This window comes from Alteromonas sp. IB21 (assembly GCF_016405965.1).
GTDB lineage: Bacteria > Pseudomonadota > Gammaproteobacteria > Enterobacterales > Alteromonadaceae > Alteromonas.
The window spans coordinates 25,994-41,096 of the sequence record NZ_JAEFCD010000022.1 but is presented as its reverse complement, the minus strand read 5'-3'; the positions used below and the strand labels follow the sequence as shown (position 1 = coordinate 41,096).

The following is a 15,103-nucleotide window of genomic DNA, read 5'->3' as shown; positions in this document are numbered from 1 at the left end:
GGGTAATTTACCTTGGTGGTGAAATGTTACTTTTTAACTGGCGAGCGGAATGTCAAAAGATTCGACGCAACATGAGTTGACGGAAGAAGAACTGCGCGAACTTATACCGCAGCTTCAGCAACTCACCGAAAAATATAAGCGTGCTGAGCGTGTTCAGAAGGCGCTTTTTGATATTTCCGAGCTTGCCAGCTCTGTAAGCCAACTCAATCGTCTTTACTCCGCCATTCATGAAATCATTGCCGACTTCATGAACGCAGATAACTTCTTTGTCGCCTTTTACGAACCAGAAACCCACGTAGTTGATTTTGCCTATTTTGTTGATGAGTTCGACGAAAAAACCGTCAGGCAATTACCCGCTGAACAATTAATGGATGGCATGACCGGTTACATTCTGAAAACCGGCAATCATTTGTTCTACAAACGCGATGATGAAGAACGGCTCGCTGCAGAATACGGTATCAAACTGGTAGGTTCGCCACCTGTTGAATGGCTAGGCGTGCCGTTAAAACGTGGCAGTCAAGTTATTGGGGCAATGGTAGTGCAAACCTATGATGAGGGTGTGCATTATTCACAAGAAGATTTAGAAGTTCTGCTATTTGTTTCACAGCATATTGTGACCACGGTAGATCGAGTAAAAAATAGAGAACTCACCGAACGCACCATTCGCGAAAGAACCCGTCAGCTACGAAAAATTAACGATGATCTTCAGGAAGAAATTCTCGAACGTCAAAAAGTAGAGTCGTTACAACAAGCGCTTTTCGAAATTTCTGAACTTGCCGCTAACCTTGAAGGCGATATGGATGCGTTTTATTCCAGTTTGCATGAAATTTTGGCAAGGCTTATCAGTGCACCTAACTGTTACATTGCTATCCTTAATAAAGAAGAAGGTTTATTAGAGTTTCCTTATTTTAGCGATACCAAGCAAAGTGAAATAAGTGCTAGGCCACTCGGTTTGGGCCTGACTGAATTTGTATTGCGCACTGGTCATGCAGAGCTCATCAACCCGCCAAGAGTATTAGAGCTAGCAGAGTCAGGCGAGATTGATGTATCGGTAGCGCAAACCATGTTGAATAGCGCAAACTCATGGCTAGGCTCTCCACTTGTTGTTGATGGTGAAATAGCGGGTGTTATCGCGGTACAAACTTACGGAAAATTAGCGAAATATAATTTACGAGACCAAGAGTTGTTGCGTTTTGTATCGCACCATATTGCTGTTGCCATTGAGCGTAAACGCAATACGGAATCAATGCAGCGCTATAACGTGCAGCTTGAAGAACGTGTAAAAGAGCGCACTGCCGAACTAAACCGTACCAACAAGTTCCTAAAACAGCAGATTGAAGAGCGTAAAGAAATTGAGCTTAAGCTTATCCATGATGCGCATCACGACGCGCTGACTGACTTGCCAAACCGCTCTATGTTCACCAGCCGCTTAGAACTTGCTATAGCCAGCAAGCAACGCTACAGCGATAGCATGTTTGCGGTTTTGTTTATCGACCTAGACAGATTTAAAGTTATTAACGATACCCTTGGCCATCATGCAGGCGATGAGTTTCTTATTGAAGTATCTCGGCGCATAACGCTGTGTATTCGCGGCCACGACTTATTAGCCCGACTAGGCGGCGATGAGTTTGTTGTGCTGCTGGATAACTTCGAAGATGAGGCCGATGTGGAAGAAGTCGCTAACCGCATTATCTCGTCTATTTCTGAGCCGTTTTTACTTGATGGCCGCGAAATGTATTCCGGTGCGAGTATAGGTATTGCGCATCTAGAGAGCTATTATCGCAGCGCAGATGAAGTATTACGTGACGCCGATGCTGCCATGTACCAAGCAAAAACTCTTGGCCGCGGTCGCTTTGTGATGTTCGATAAAAGCATGCGCGACAGGCTTATTGAAGAGCTTGAACTTGAGAATGAGTTTAGGCGAGCCTTACGTGAAGAAGAGTTCGACTACTTCCTACAGCCTGTTATCAAGCTTAACGACAATAGCACGCTTTACAGAGAGATGTATATTCGTTGGTCGCATCCTGCTTATGGCAAGATAGCCAGGGAACAGTTTAGGCAAGTGGCCGAGCAAAGTGGACTTACTTTAGACCTCGACCTGTTTCAGCTAACGAAGGCTTGCGAGTTGCTGAACTATTACGCGAATACCGACGAACCTATCAACAAGATTGCGGTAAACGTCTCGATAAATCATCTATTGCAAGCCTCTATGGTCAACCAAATGCTAGCCGTAATAGATACTTCTGGCATAACACCCAGCCAGTTAGTTTTCGAGTTTGATGAAAATGATCTGAACCGTCGCTCTCAGTTTATCCTACCTGCCATTAAAAAATTAAAGCGTGCAGGCGTGACGCTGGTGTTAGATAACTTTGGTAGCGGTTTGGCCTCCTTAAGTTATTTATTTGCCTACCCGTTTGACTATATTAAAATTGACCATCGATTTGTGAAGTCGCTTCCTCGCTCTCAACGTAACCTAAAACTTATTCAGTCTGTCATGCTTATTTCCGAGCATTTGAAGTTTCAGGTTATTGCAGAGGGTGTTGACTCTCAAGCCCAGCTAGATGCGCTTAATGAAATTGAATGTATTTATGGGCAAGGCAAAATATTAAAGCATGCAAGAGTGCTTGATATGTCGTCGCTTGCAAGTTAAAAGCAAGTACTTACTATCAAATATAGCCTAAAAATAAGTACTTCTTACTTCTTACTTCTTACTTCTTACTTCTTACTTCTTACTTCTTACTTCTTACTTCTTACCAAGAATATCTCGAAGATTAGCAATGCCCACCTGCGCTTTTTGCTGACGCTCTTCTTTGGTTGCTTTGGGCTTTTGATTTTCCCACTGAACATCATCAGGCGGTAGCTCAAATAAGAACCGGCTCGGCTCTGGATTAATGACTTCTCCGAACTGCCGCCGTTCTTTGGCAAGGCTGAAAATAAGTTCACGCTGGGCTCGGGTAATACCTACATACGCAAGCCTGCGCTCTTCTTCAACATTATCTTCATCAATACTGCTTTGGTGGGGTAACAACCCTTCTTCCATTCCCACTAAGAATACAATAGGGAATTCCAAGCCTTTGGAGGCATGCAGGGTCATTAGCTGAACTTGGTCCCCTTCCCCATCGTCTTCGCCGCGTTCCATCATGTCTCGCAGAATAAGGCGGTTCACAACTTCGGTTAACGTCATGGGCTGGTCGAGGTCGTTGCCTTCTAGCATGTCATTCACCCACCCAAATAGGGTACTTACGTTAGCCATCGCCATTTCAGCGGCTTTGGGGCTGGCGCTGGTTTCATATAGCCATTCTTCGTAACCCATGGTGCGGATCATGGTACGCACAGCGTCTGCCGTATTGCCGCGCTCAGCGTTGTCTGAAAGTTCAACTATCCATCGCGAAAAGCTCGATACCGCGTGAAAGGCTTTATCTGGCAATACACTATTTAAGTTAGGATGTGTGGCCGCCTCAAACATAGACACGCCTAAGCTATTGGCAAAGTTGCCTAGCTTTTCTAGCGTAGCACGGCCTATGCCCCGCCCTGGCGTGTTAATGATACGCAGTAAGGCATTATCGTCATCTTGATTCACTAGCAGCCGTAAGTAGGCCATGATGTCTTTCACTTCGGCCCGGCCAAAGAACGACATACCGCCGCTAATCTTGTACGGAATGCGGTTGCTCATTAGCAGCTTTTCGAAGATACGGCTTTGGTGGTTACCGCGATACAAAATAGCGTAGTCTTTAAATTGCGTGCGGTTCATAAACTTGTGCGCCAGCAATTCTGCCACTACACGCTCGCCTTCGTGCTCTTCGTTTTTTGCCTCGATGACTTTTAGCGGTTCACCGTACTGCAGTTCTGAAAACAGGGTTTTGTCGAACAAGTGCGGATTATTCTGAATAAGAATATTCGCGCAATGCAGAATACGGCCTGATGAGCGATAGTTTTGCTGCAGCTTAATTACGTTTAAACGGGGAAAATCTTGCTGCAATAAATGCAGGTTCTGAGGCTTAGCGCCCCGCCAAGAATAGATAGACTGGTCGTCGTCGCCTACCACGGTGAAGCGCGCGCGCTCCCCTACCAAAAGCTTTACCAGCTCATACTGACTGGTGTTGGTGTCTTGATATTCGTCCACCAGCAGGTAGCGAATTTTGCTTTGCCATTTTGTTCTTATGGCTTCGCTACTTTTCAATAGAAGCGTGGGAAGAAGAATGAGGTCGTCGAAATCCAGCGCGTTATAAGCTTTTAGGTTATCTTGATAGCGTTTATAGGCTTCTGCAAATTCTCGCTCGCCAGTACTCGTTGCCGACCGTAGTAAGGCATCGGGCAAGATAAGGTCATTTTTCCAGTTCGAGATACAGCTTTGTAAGAGCTGAAGCTGATCTTTATCACCATCTAGGGTGTCGGATGTTAGATCACTAAGCAGGGCAAACGAGTCTTTATCATCGAACAAAGAAAAGCCTGGTTTCAACCCTAAATCTTTCACGTGGGCTTTGATTATGGTTAAGCCCATAGTGTGGAAGGTAGATACTTTTAACCCGCGCGCTTCGGGCTTACCCAAGGTTTGCGCCACACGTTCTTTCATTTCACGTGCGGCTTTGTTGGTAAAGGTAACGGCTGCAATATACCGGGCTGGCATATCGCAGTTTCGCACTAAATGAGCAATTTTGTTGGTAATTACACGGGTTTTACCACTACCAGCCCCAGCCAGCACCAAACATGGTCCAGAGACGTAGGTTACGGCAGATTCTTGAGCTTCATTTAGTTTCATCTAATTCCTAAAACAACGTTCACGGGGGTTCAACACAGTTTTCATTGCATGTCGTGCCGATACCGATAGAATAGCTTTCATATTTTGAGCTGCGCATTATAAGGGAATTCCATGTTGGATCCGAAGAAACTCGAAGATTTAGCGAAACAAATTGCTGATGCCGTACCACCCGGCGTAAAAAACATGGCTGAAGAAGCTGAGGCCCGCGTAAAAACAGTTTTGCAGTCGCAGCTATCTAAGCTTGATTTAGTGACTCGTGAAGAATTTGATATTCAAAGCCAAGTGCTTATTCGCACCCGTGAAAAGCTAGACGCGATGGAAGGTCGCATTGCTGAGCTTGAAGCGAAGCTAGCAGAAAAGTAGACATTTGTACTTTTAGAAACCAGAAAGCGCCTTTACGGCGCTTTTTTTGAATGAGCAAATATAAAATCTGACGGGGCGCATTTCTTACGCGCCTAAACCATATAAAAATGAAGTGCAGTACCTAGGGTAATGGCTAAGCCGATATAGTGGTTTTCAATAAACGCGGTAAAGCAACCTTCTCTCTGGCGGCGTTTAATAAGTTGATATTGGCGCACACATAAAAGAGCCGAAAACAGGACTGCGGTATAGTAAGGCCAGGTGGCATTAATAGCGCAGCCTATAAACCACAGAATTGTTAGCGCCAAGGCTTGCAGCAGCATGACTATCAGTACGTCGTTTTTACCGAACAATATGGCGGTAGACTTAACACCTATTTGCAAGTCGTCGTCGCGATCTACCATGGCGTACATAGTGTCGTACGCTACTGTCCATAGCAAGTTGGCAACGAACAACCACCACGCGTACGTAGGTACAGTCTCCAATACTGCCATAAAAGCCATAGGAATGGCCCAGCCAAAGGCGGCACCCAAAACCACCTGCGGTAAGTGGGTATAACGCTTCATGAAGGGATAGCTTGCAGCAAGAAGCAAAGCAATAACCGACAGCGCAATGGTTTGCCAATTGAGAAACAGCACGAGCACAAATGCTATGGCGATAAGCAGGCCAAATAGCTGAAGCGCTTGTTTAGATGTGACTTCTCCGGTTGCCAACGGTCGCTGCGCCGTGCGCTTTACGCTTCCATCCACTTTTCTGTCTGCATAGTCATTAATCACGCAGCCTGCCGAACGCATAACGATAACGCCAGCCACAAAAATTAGCGTTATAGTTAACGACGGCACGCCCTGAGCGGCCATTAAAAGCGCCCACAGGGTTGGCCATAGTAGTAAGTAAATACCTACGGGTTTATCTAAGCGCATGAGTCGCGCGTACGCATTCCAATTGTGCTTCATAATTGCTTTTCGCTTTTTATGTTACTGCTCGCGGGCTGACGATAAGCTGGACAAGCCGGAAGGAAAACCTCGGCCACTATCATGCTGTAACTGTCTAACGTAAACAACGACCGTCTACCCCACAAAACTTCATTGCTATGTATGCCAAACTGCGAAGCCGAAACCTGACATACTTCAAAGGCAGAGCGGATAAAGCGCGCATCATTAAAAAGACGCTTTCCCAACGGCTCTTGACCTAGGTTCGATAACTCACTATCAACAAATGCCTGGGGAATGATAGAGCGCGCAAATACCCAAGGGGTGTGATCGCCACATAGCAATATTTCCCGGGCTTGATAGCTGGTTTCTCCGTTAACGTGCAAAAGAGACAGTTCGTTACTATGAGGGGTTTGAGTTTGTTGACCTAGTAGCTCTAACGCGAAATGTTCGCTTGAGGATTGCACACGTTCGGTAAGTGAACCCGTGTCTAATAGCCAGCTGTTAAGCTGTAAATGAGGAATTGTGACGTCAGACGGTGCTTGCCAGTTTACCGGCAGACCCACTGGAAAAGTGGCATTAAAACTCACACGAAAAACCCGAATAATGAATCTGTTAGTATGATAACACGTCATATTCAAATATTTTCATTAGGTTAAACTTTTGCAGTAGTGTGTTTAATCTGAGTTTTGCTAAACTACTAGGGAATTTTTAACTTTGGTATTCCGGACTTCACTATGCTTAAGTCGTTAGTTTTACGCGTTTTTGCGCTTGGTTTGTTGGTTATCGGCGGTAGCCCAGCAATGGCGCAAGATAAAGCCAATTTTGCCTATTTAAGTTTAGAGCCAGAAATTGTTACAAACTACATTAGCGACAGCGCACAAAAGTTAGGCTACGTTCGCGTATCTGTGGAATTGATGATCAACGATGTGAGCCAATTAGAAATTGCCGAGCACCATCTACCTTTACTGCGTTCGACAGCCATTGAGATATTCGGTCAGCAGCCAGCGGAAAAGGTCAAATCACTGACCGGTCGTGAAGACATCCGCCGCGCCATTCTGAAAGCCCTTCAAGAGCACATGAAACAGGAAACCGGCGGCGAAGTGGTGAAAAATGTTATCTTCACAAAATACCTTTACCAAGGCGGTTAAGCGATTAGGCGTCATCGATAACCGCTTTCTATTGTTATCGCTTTGCAGAGCCTAAGCTTAAAGCTCCTGCCAGTAAGCAACCTGAAATAAGACCCGCCGTATGAGCAGCATTCGCCATATTTACCCAAAGAATGTCAGCGTAACCTAAAACTAACCATACCAGCATGAAGCCAACTATGGAGTTTGGTAACGACAAGCCCCAGCTTGGTCGTAACCAGCCCAACCACCAAACAAAGCCCATTACGGCATAAACAACACCCGACAGTCCGCCAAACAAATACAAATTAGCCTGAACCGGGTCGCTAAAGATAGCTTGAGCAGCGTTTGAAATAGTCGCCGACACTAAGAACACGATAAGTAACATACTCACCCCAAGCGTACGTTCTATCTTGGCGCCTAGCATGCCCCACCAAAGCAGGTTAAATATGATGTGTAAGGCTGAGAAGTGAATAAACGCTGGGCCCAATAAGCGCCACCACTCGTGATTTTCCAATAAGACTGAGAATGGCTGCATGAGCAAATGTTGCGCAATAGGCGCAAATAGCCCTAATAACGACAATGTATAAACCGCAACACAAAGAAGAAACACGACTGAGGTGAAGGGAGCTTTAATTGCATCATGAATGATGTTTTTCACTGATAAGCCACTACCAGAAGGCGCTAACTGCACATTCTTACCGCTATCCCAGGCCGCTTGCTGATATTTAGGATGGGTTGGGTTGGCCAAAAAGTCTTCTGCAATTACTTTTGCGCGATCGACATGTGCATGATCATTTAGCACTACAACAAACTCTTTGTCACTCTGCATCACCGTTGCCGTGATGCTTTGACTGGTTAGGTAGTTAGCGAGAAGATGCGCGGGACTTTGTTGATTAAACGCAATTAAAGGATGGCCCATAAGCTACTTATTACCCTAAAGCATGAAATGAATTAACGCGACGTTACGTTTAGTGAGGATGCCCTACATAACACCTTTATACTGGAATGTATTGCGAGTGAAAAGCATAAAACAAAGGTGCACATTGTGCACCTTTGTTTTATGCTGTTTCTACTGGGTTTGCTAGTCGCCAGGCTTCAAACCCACCGTCCATACTATAGACGGTTTCAAAACCCTGCTGAGCTATTACCTGCGCAGCTTGTTGGCTACTTACACCGTGATAACAAACAACCACCACGGGCATGTCTTTAGGCGTCTGCTCGATAAACGCAGCAAAATTGTCATTGTTTAACGGGGAAGCGTTCGGCATATGCCCATTAGCAAATGATTGAGGATCGCGTATGTCCACAATAGTGACGTCGCCTTGAAAATTAGCCACGTCGTCTACGCTAATGTGTGTGAATGTTGTCATTATTGCCAGTCCAGAATAACTTTACCTGAGTGTCCTGATCCCATGGTATCAAACCCTTTCTGAAAGTCATCAATAGAAAAGGTATGAGTAATAATGGGTGATAAATCTAAACCACTTTGCAGCAGGCTTGCCATCTTGTACCAGGTTTCAAACATTTCTCGGCCGTAGATACCCTTTATCACCAAGCCTTTGAAAATAACCTGATTCCAGTCAATCGCCACATCTTGTGGCGGAATACCTAGCATGGCTATTTTGCCGCCGTGGTTCATTTTGTTAAGCATGTCTCTGAACGCAGCCGGCACACCTGACATCTCAAGACCTACGTCAAAGCCTTCTGTCATGCCCAAGTCGTTCATCACGTCTTTAAGATCTTCCTTGCTGACGTCCACGGCGCGAGTGGCGCCCATTTTCTTTGCAAGTTCAAGACGGTATGGATTGATGTCGGTGACAACAACGTGACGTGCGCCAACGTGCTTCGCTACTGCCGCTGCCATGATACCAATTGGGCCAGCCCCAGTAATAAGTACGTCTTCACCCACTAAATCAAAACTGAGTGCGGTGTGAACCGCATTGCCAAATGGGTCAAAGATAGACGCGAGATCATCACTGATGTTGTCTGGTATTTTAAATGCGTTGAACGCAGGGATTACCAAATATTCGGCAAATGCGCCTGGACGATTCACGCCCACACCTTCAGTGTTACGGCATAAATGCACCCGGCCTGCTCGACAGTTACGGCAATGGCCACACGTGATATGACCTTCACCAGAAACCCGGTCGCCAACGCTGAACCCTTTCACTTCTTGGCCCATGCCAACCACTTCGCCTACATACTCGTGACCTACCACCATGGGTACTGGGATCGTATTTTGCGACCACTCGTCCCAGTTGTATATGTGCATGTCGGTACCACAAATTGCGGTTTTGCGAATTTTAATCAGCAGGTCGTTATGACCTACCTCAGGTTTTAGCGTGTCTTGAAGCCAAATGCCTTTTTCTGCTTTCGCTTTAACTAGTGACTTCATGAAATCACTCCCATTTCGCGACCAACTTCGATAAACGCGTCAATGGCTTTATCAACGTGTTCTAAACTATGACCAGCTGACATTTGGGTACGAATTCGGGCTTGCCCCTTCGGTACCACTGGGTATGAAAAACCAATAACGTAAATGCCTTTTTCAAGCAGTTTGTCTGCCATTTCGCTTGCTAAACGGGCGTCACCTAGCATAACTGGAATAATAGCGTGGTCTTTACCCGCAAGCGTAAAGCCCGCGTCTTCCATACGTTTACGGAAATGGTTGGCATTGCGCCACAGGTTAGCGCGAAGCTCATCGCCATCTTTCATCATTTCAAATACTTTAAGTGATGCCGAAACAATAGGTGGCGCAACAGAGTTAGAGAAAAGGTAAGGACGAGAACGCTGGCGTAACCATTCAACCACTTCTTTTTTGCCCGACGTATAACCGCCCGACGCACCGCCTAGTGCTTTACCAAGGGTACCAGTGATAATGTCTACACGGCCCATAACGCCACAATATTCGTGACTGCCTTTGCCGTTTTCACCAAGGAAACCTGTTGCGTGACAGTCATCAACCATTACCATGGCATCATATTTATCCGCTAGGTCGCAAATTGAGGCCAAGTCGGCAATTACACCGTCCATTGAGAACACACCGTCTGTGGCAATAATTTTAAAGCGCGCTCCATCGGCATTCGCTTGCTTCAGCTGCTCTTCTAGTGCGGCCATGTCATTGTTCGCATAACGGTAACGCTTCGCTTTTGACAAGCGCACGCCGTCAATAATACTGGCGTGGTTTAGCGCGTCAGAGATAATGGCATCTTCTGGCCCAAGTAGGGTTTCAAACAAACCGCCGTTGGCGTCGAAGCAAGAAGGATAAAGAATTGTATCTTCCGTGCCTAAAAAGTCGCTAATCGACGCTTCAAGTTCTTTGTGAATATCTTGAGTTCCGCAGATGAAACGTACGGAAGCTACACCGAATCCATGGCTATCCAGACCGTTTTTAGCCGCTTCTATCAAGCTTTCATTGTTTGCTAGACCAAGGTAATTGTTAGCACAAAAGTTAATAACGTGATCGCCACCAGCTACGCCTATATCTGCTTGCTGTTGCGACGTGATAACACGCTCTTTCTTGTACAAACCATCTTCTTTCGTGGCTTCAATTTGCGATTGCAATTGAGAGATAAATGCCGCAGACATGCCATTCTCCGAGTGTAGGTATTTAAAAACCTGTAGTGTAATGAAAGCGGGTTGAAGGGTACACACCCATGCGGTGTATTTAATGGGTTTGTCGACTAAGTTTGTAAATTATTCAACACACTTGAATGTACAGACATCTGCGTGAAGCGGTGCAACGCACTGCTACGCAAAGTCCTTCCAAAGGTTGTACTCTACTTTGCTGTCCAGCACGGCCCAGATATCTGTTTCTGATATCGGCTTACTAATGAGGTAGCCTTGTCCGATATCGCAGTCAAAATGACACAGTAATTCATACTGCTCGCTGGTTTCGATACCCTCTGCCACAACCTGCATTCCCATATTACGCACCATGGATATAGTGGAATGAACAATGTTCCTATCGTCGGCGCTACTGGCTATATTAGCAACAAATGATCGGTCTATTTTAATGTAGTCTGCCGGCAAGGATTTGAGATAGCTGAGCGATGAATAGCCGGTTCCAAAATCATCAATTGCAAGCATACATCCCATGTCCTGAATGGTTTTCATAATGCTGGTTGCACGATTGATGTCAGAAACGAGCACGGTTTCGGTCAACTCTAAACAAACTTGGTTTGGCGCGATGTCATTTATGATGATCTGCTGCTGCAAAAACTCTGGCAACGTTGGGTCCAAAAACTGGCCTGCGGACAAGTTAATAGCAATCTTGATATGTGAATATCCGTTACTGTTAAACTCGCGAATTAAATGGGTTGAGCGCGCGATAACCCAGTAGTCTAATTCAAGCATGAAAGAGGTGTTTTCAAGTAATGGGATAAACTCTGCCGGTGAGATTTGCCCTTTCGTTGGGTGACTCCAGCGTAGTAATGCTTCAAACCCTACTAGCTTGCCAGTATGCATCTCTATTTGAGGCTGAAGCGCTAAGCTGAACTGGTTATCTCTAAGTGCTTCTCTTGCCTCAGACTCTAACTCCACCTTTTGCATTACTTTTAGGTTCATGGTGGCATCATAAACTCTAAACGCAGCGCCTTTTTTGGCTTTGGCCTCATACATAGCAATATCAGCGTGACGTAAGAGCTCTACAGGCGTGGCTCGTGCATGGCTGGTTATGGCAATACCTATGCTGATAGAGACATAAAAAGTCACCCCATCAACTATTATCGGCTCTTTGAACTCGTCGATAATTTTTTGCGCGACCTTATCGATGTGTTTCTTGCTTTCGATGTTTGATAATAAAATAACGAACTCATCGCCGCCGAATCGTGAAGCGATATCAGATTCTCTAATAGGGCGAGAAATACGCATTGCAGCAGCTTTTAATAACTTGTCGCCCACGTCATGGCCATGACTATCATTCACTTTTTTAAAGTCATCCAAGTCCATAAACATAAGCGCCACTAACCGTTCATCTCGGATAGAACCCGCCAACTGCTTTTCTATTTGAAAGGTCAGCATATTTCTATTAGGCAAGCCTGTGAGCACATCGAACATGGCCATTTTTTCAAGTTTAGCTGTATTGATGGCCATTTGACCGTCAAAGCTTTCGAGTTGACGGGCTAAATCGTTAGCAGCTTCTTCTACAACGTCAAGCTCATCAGTAAACCTGAAAACGGGAGTCATTCTGCGCTTAGCCGCACTGGTGTAAAATTCACTAAACTTGTGCTCAGCTAACATAGGTAAGCGCTCGCTTATGCCTAGAAGCCTGATGCGATATTGATTTAAAAACAGATAAAGGAGTGATGAAAAAATTAAGAAAAGCGCGATCGCGCTGGAAATAACCACATATTGATACTGTTCATTTTGTTGTACGGTGGCGGATACGTCTTGCACTATTAGCAAATAAGGCCGATCGCCGGTTGCATGTTCAAATGGCAACAAACTCACTAGCAGGTGTTTGTTTTCAAGCGCGATATTGAGCCCTTTTATCACTAAATCATCAATACGCCACGCTTGGGGTAAAGCGTCAAAAAGTGACTGCAGATACTGACGGTTTGCTGCAGAGACTTGGCTTGCTATGGTGAGCGCTACCGCGTTATCTCGCGTTTCTCTTGCTTGAACAATGGCCACCTTGTGAACATCCGTTGCACGACTGAACAAATACAATAATTCGCGCATTGATGTTGACACCACAATGATGGGAATGACATCGCCATCAGCCATCACAGGAATTGAAATATGGTGAGTACACACACTGTTACAAGCCAACAGCGAGCGACTTTCAAAAGTGGCTCGAGTGGTATTGACGAGATTGGTAATTTTCGCATCAACGGGTCGACCTGGACTCCCTACCACACCGTCTTCGTCGAACAACAATAACGACTCAACTTGGTACGTTAAAGTGAGATATTCATTGAGATTACTTAACGACTGTTGTAGTTCATCTACGCTAGTTGTGTAGGCATCATTTCTTCGGCTAATGAGGTCGATGAGGGTGACCATACGTCCGTGAAGTATGTCTTCAAAAAGCTGGACGCGACGATGGTTGGCTATTTGACTCTCGCGCTGCTGAAGTAGCACTCTAGCGTCAGATTCTTGGATCAAAACAGTCGATATAACGATAGCAACGGTTAAAACCATTGCCAGCAAGATGAGGATGGTTTTGGTAGTAAAAGATACCTGAACCTTCATTTTATCCCTTAAAACCAGTACATCAATTGCAGAGACCACATTTCCCAATATTTGTCAGCATGGGATGCAACGTCCATATTCAACAAACTTACCACACGTGTCGCTCCCTCGGCCCAATGATACTCACCTTGAAGTCGCCATTTCGGCGCGATGTCCCAACGCAACCCTAATGTATAGGTATCCTGATAGCCAAAATATGCCGGTATTAACCCGCCTGACATCGCCTCTAACTGTTTTCCGTTTCTGTCTGACGTGTCATTAACGTATGTATCAAAGCCAATAAGCCCACTTACGTCGTTGTTGAACAAATATCTAAATTGGACGAAACCGCCTTCGCCTGTTCGTTTTGAAACAAAGTTAGGAGAGAATAGGCCCTGGCTGTCTTGAGCTTCTCTGATTAGTTCAGCAGAGATTTCCCAGCTTTCGGCAAAGTATTGACCTGACAGCATGATTCTTTCAATGTTAGCCCCGCCAGCGAGCCGGTTGTCGTCTTCAGAGGGCGTATATCGAAAATCTGAGTTCAACCAGCTCGCTCCTAACTTCCATGTCATTGATGAGGGCTGCCAAAACACACTGGCTTGATGAACAAAATCCTGTTTGATTTTGCCCTTGGCCTCATTCCCTAACAAAAAGTCTCGTTGAGAGTCATTGATATTCGACCGTCCATAGCTCCAGTTCAGTTCCCAAATATTATTTTCTCCAAAGTGGGAAAAGCTCGTCTGAATACCGTTGCTGCCAAGCGCAACATCCCGAAAACCATCGAAGTAAACCGATTGCGGAAGTACTGAAGTGTAGCGTGTCTGCGGTACGTCTCGTGTTACCGAGTACAGCCAATGTCTATTTTTAAAGCGACCTGCATGGATTTGGCCACGCCACCCGCCGGGCAAGTTGGGCAGTTTCCAATCTACAAACAAGTAATCGAGACGCGCCCCTTGCTCGAACCGATTGCCACCATCTAGATAGTTAATTTGCCCAGCAATAGAGATATTCTCAGCCAGTTGATAATAGCCATTGAGTCCAATTTCAGTAAGCTCTCCGGTCACATCGTCATTATCGGTGATAAAGCTACTGCCTTTTGACTGGGTAGCGCCTTGAGAAATATAGCCATGCCAAGAAAAGTCGGACGAAGAGGCAGCAGTGTTGAAACTGGCAAAACACAACGCGAAAACAAACCATTTTTTCATTATAAATTTACCTCTACCCGTCGTAGCTTCACGATATCAGTGCGCTCGACATAGCCAATAGCGCCGGGCGTGTTTTCTAATGCGTCGATTAATGCTTGATACGAGGTCACTCTCACCGGCGTCACTCCTTGACCTGAATAAGTGATTTGGTCCCACAATCGGGACAATTGATAAGGAAACATTTGAAGTATGTTGCGGCAAAACTGTTTGTGCAGTTCGTCTCTATCTTGAAGCACAAACACCGTGATTTTGGTGCCGTTATCCCAGTACTGACGCTGCCCTGTAAAAATCTGGCGAAGCTCAGAACGGCTTAGCTCTGTTACCATCACACTTTCATTTACCATGACGTTAAGCTCTGAGGCATCTGCTTTATGAACACTTAAAAGCAGCGCTGCTATAATAAGCAGCGCAAATTTAAACTTCTTCAAAGCAAACACGTGAGTTAGCCACCGCAACGCTGGCTTTTTCATTCAGAAACGACTCCCTGTTATATCGGAGGTACACTTTGCAACGCTAAGTGTAGATAATAGCTGATTGTTTTACCTT

General features: G+C 45.5%; 13 protein-coding genes. 3 read left to right on the top strand and 10 right to left on the bottom strand.

The genetic code is table 11. The annotated features are described in order from the left end of the window. Positions 1-49: 49 nt before the first annotated feature. Complete coding sequence (locus JC525_RS14615) at positions 50-2,650, top strand: sensor domain-containing phosphodiesterase (protein WP_198816478.1); 2,601 nt, start codon at positions 50-52, stop codon at positions 2,648-2,650. Between the two features lie 93 nt (positions 2,651-2,743). Here JC525_RS14615 and rep read toward each other — a convergent pair whose 3' ends face one another. Further along, on the bottom strand, positions 2,744-4,759 hold the full coding sequence (gene rep / locus JC525_RS14610) for a DNA helicase Rep (RefSeq protein ID WP_198816477.1): 2,016 nt from the start codon (positions 4,757-4,759) through the stop codon (positions 2,744-2,746). Positions 4,760-4,870: 111 nt separating this feature from the next. Here rep and ubiK point away from each other — a divergent pair, with 111 nt between their 5' ends. Next, a complete protein-coding gene (ubiK, locus tag JC525_RS14605; RefSeq protein ID WP_105929834.1) occupies positions 4,871-5,122 on the top strand; it encodes a ubiquinone biosynthesis accessory factor UbiK in 252 nt (83 codons plus the stop codon). A 92-nt stretch (positions 5,123-5,214) separates the two neighbouring features. On the opposite strand, the gene ubiA is transcribed toward ubiK, so the two are convergent. Both ubiA and JC525_RS14595 read right to left on the bottom strand, forming a co-directional pair. Further along, positions 5,215-6,072 carry a 4-hydroxybenzoate octaprenyltransferase gene (gene ubiA, locus JC525_RS14600; protein WP_198816476.1) on the bottom strand — a complete coding sequence of 286 codons (858 nt, stop codon included), beginning with the start codon at positions 6,070-6,072 and terminating at the stop codon, positions 5,215-5,217. Continuing rightward, positions 6,069-6,638, bottom strand: a complete 570-nt coding sequence (locus JC525_RS14595; RefSeq protein WP_198816475.1) for a chorismate--pyruvate lyase family protein — start codon at positions 6,636-6,638, stop codon at positions 6,069-6,071. The genes ubiA and JC525_RS14595 overlap by 4 nt, the downstream gene beginning before the upstream one ends. Before the next feature lie 147 nt (positions 6,639-6,785). Between JC525_RS14595 and JC525_RS14590 the strand changes: the two genes are divergently transcribed. Then, positions 6,786-7,199, top strand: coding sequence for a flagellar basal body-associated protein FliL (locus JC525_RS14590; protein ID WP_198816474.1), 414 nt, complete (start codon positions 6,786-6,788; stop codon positions 7,197-7,199). A gap of 34 nt (positions 7,200-7,233) precedes the next feature. Here JC525_RS14590 and glpG read toward each other — a convergent pair whose 3' ends face one another. The 7 genes from glpG to JC525_RS14555 all read right to left on the bottom strand — a co-directional run bounded on the left by glpG (position 7,234) and on the right by JC525_RS14555 (position 15,027). Next, positions 7,234-8,097: a rhomboid family intramembrane serine protease GlpG gene (glpG, locus tag JC525_RS14585; RefSeq protein WP_198816473.1), complete on the bottom strand. Its 864-nt coding sequence runs from the start codon at positions 8,095-8,097 to the stop codon at positions 7,234-7,236. 139 nt (positions 8,098-8,236) lie between these two features. Further along, positions 8,237-8,548 (bottom strand): thiosulfate sulfurtransferase GlpE, encoded by a 312-nt coding sequence (gene glpE, locus JC525_RS14580; RefSeq protein ID WP_198816472.1) that lies wholly within the window; start codon positions 8,546-8,548, stop codon positions 8,237-8,239. After that, complete coding sequence (gene tdh, locus JC525_RS14575) at positions 8,548-9,573, bottom strand: L-threonine 3-dehydrogenase (RefSeq protein WP_198816471.1); 1,026 nt, start codon at positions 9,571-9,573, stop codon at positions 8,548-8,550. The genes glpE and tdh overlap by 1 nt, the downstream gene beginning before the upstream one ends. Further along, a complete protein-coding gene (locus JC525_RS14570; protein WP_198816470.1) occupies positions 9,570-10,766 on the bottom strand; it encodes a glycine C-acetyltransferase in 1,197 nt (398 codons plus the stop codon). Before JC525_RS14570 ends, tdh begins: the two co-directional genes overlap by 4 nt. Positions 10,767-10,928: 162 nt before the next feature. Next, complete coding sequence (locus JC525_RS14565) at positions 10,929-13,373, bottom strand: bifunctional diguanylate cyclase/phosphodiesterase (protein WP_198816469.1); 2,445 nt, start codon at positions 13,371-13,373, stop codon at positions 10,929-10,931. 8 nt (positions 13,374-13,381) lie between these two features. Continuing rightward, a complete protein-coding gene (locus JC525_RS14560) occupies positions 13,382-14,557 on the bottom strand; it encodes a hypothetical protein (RefSeq protein ID WP_198816468.1) in 1,176 nt (391 codons plus the stop codon). Beyond that, the gene (locus JC525_RS14555) at positions 14,557-15,027 is read right to left on the bottom strand and encodes a hypothetical protein (RefSeq protein WP_198816467.1); all 471 of its coding nucleotides are present in this window, start codon (positions 15,025-15,027) and stop codon (positions 14,557-14,559) included. The genes JC525_RS14560 and JC525_RS14555 overlap by 1 nt, the downstream gene beginning before the upstream one ends. Positions 15,028-15,103 lie beyond the last annotated feature (76 nt).

What these genes read in the sequence shown, in the direction of transcription:
- JC525_RS14615 (WP_198816478.1), top strand. Translation starts at nt 50, where the DNA reads ATGTCAAAAGATTCGACGCAACATGAGTTGACGGAAGAAGAACTGCGC.
- rep (WP_198816477.1), bottom strand. Translation starts at nt 4,759, where the DNA reads ATGAAACTAAATGAAGCTCAAGAATCTGCCGTAACCTACGTCTCTGGA.
- ubiK (WP_105929834.1), top strand. Translation starts at nt 4,871, where the DNA reads ATGTTGGATCCGAAGAAACTCGAAGATTTAGCGAAACAAATTGCTGAT.
- ubiA (WP_198816476.1), bottom strand. Translation starts at nt 6,072, where the DNA reads ATGAAGCACAATTGGAATGCGTACGCGCGACTCATGCGCTTAGATAAA.
- JC525_RS14590 (WP_198816474.1), top strand. Translation starts at nt 6,786, where the DNA reads ATGCTTAAGTCGTTAGTTTTACGCGTTTTTGCGCTTGGTTTGTTGGTT.
- glpG (WP_198816473.1), bottom strand. Translation starts at nt 8,097, where the DNA reads ATGGGCCATCCTTTAATTGCGTTTAATCAACAAAGTCCCGCGCATCTT.
- glpE (WP_198816472.1), bottom strand. Translation starts at nt 8,548, where the DNA reads ATGACAACATTCACACACATTAGCGTAGACGACGTGGCTAATTTTCAA.
- tdh (WP_198816471.1), bottom strand. Translation starts at nt 9,573, where the DNA reads ATGAAGTCACTAGTTAAAGCGAAAGCAGAAAAAGGCATTTGGCTTCAA.
- JC525_RS14570 (WP_198816470.1), bottom strand. Translation starts at nt 10,766, where the DNA reads ATGTCTGCGGCATTTATCTCTCAATTGCAATCGCAAATTGAAGCCACG.
- JC525_RS14565 (WP_198816469.1), bottom strand. Translation starts at nt 13,373, where the DNA reads ATGAAGGTTCAGGTATCTTTTACTACCAAAACCATCCTCATCTTGCTG.
- JC525_RS14560 (WP_198816468.1), bottom strand. Translation starts at nt 14,557, where the DNA reads ATGAAAAAATGGTTTGTTTTCGCGTTGTGTTTTGCCAGTTTCAACACT.
- JC525_RS14555 (WP_198816467.1), bottom strand. Translation starts at nt 15,027, where the DNA reads ATGAAAAAGCCAGCGTTGCGGTGGCTAACTCACGTGTTTGCTTTGAAG.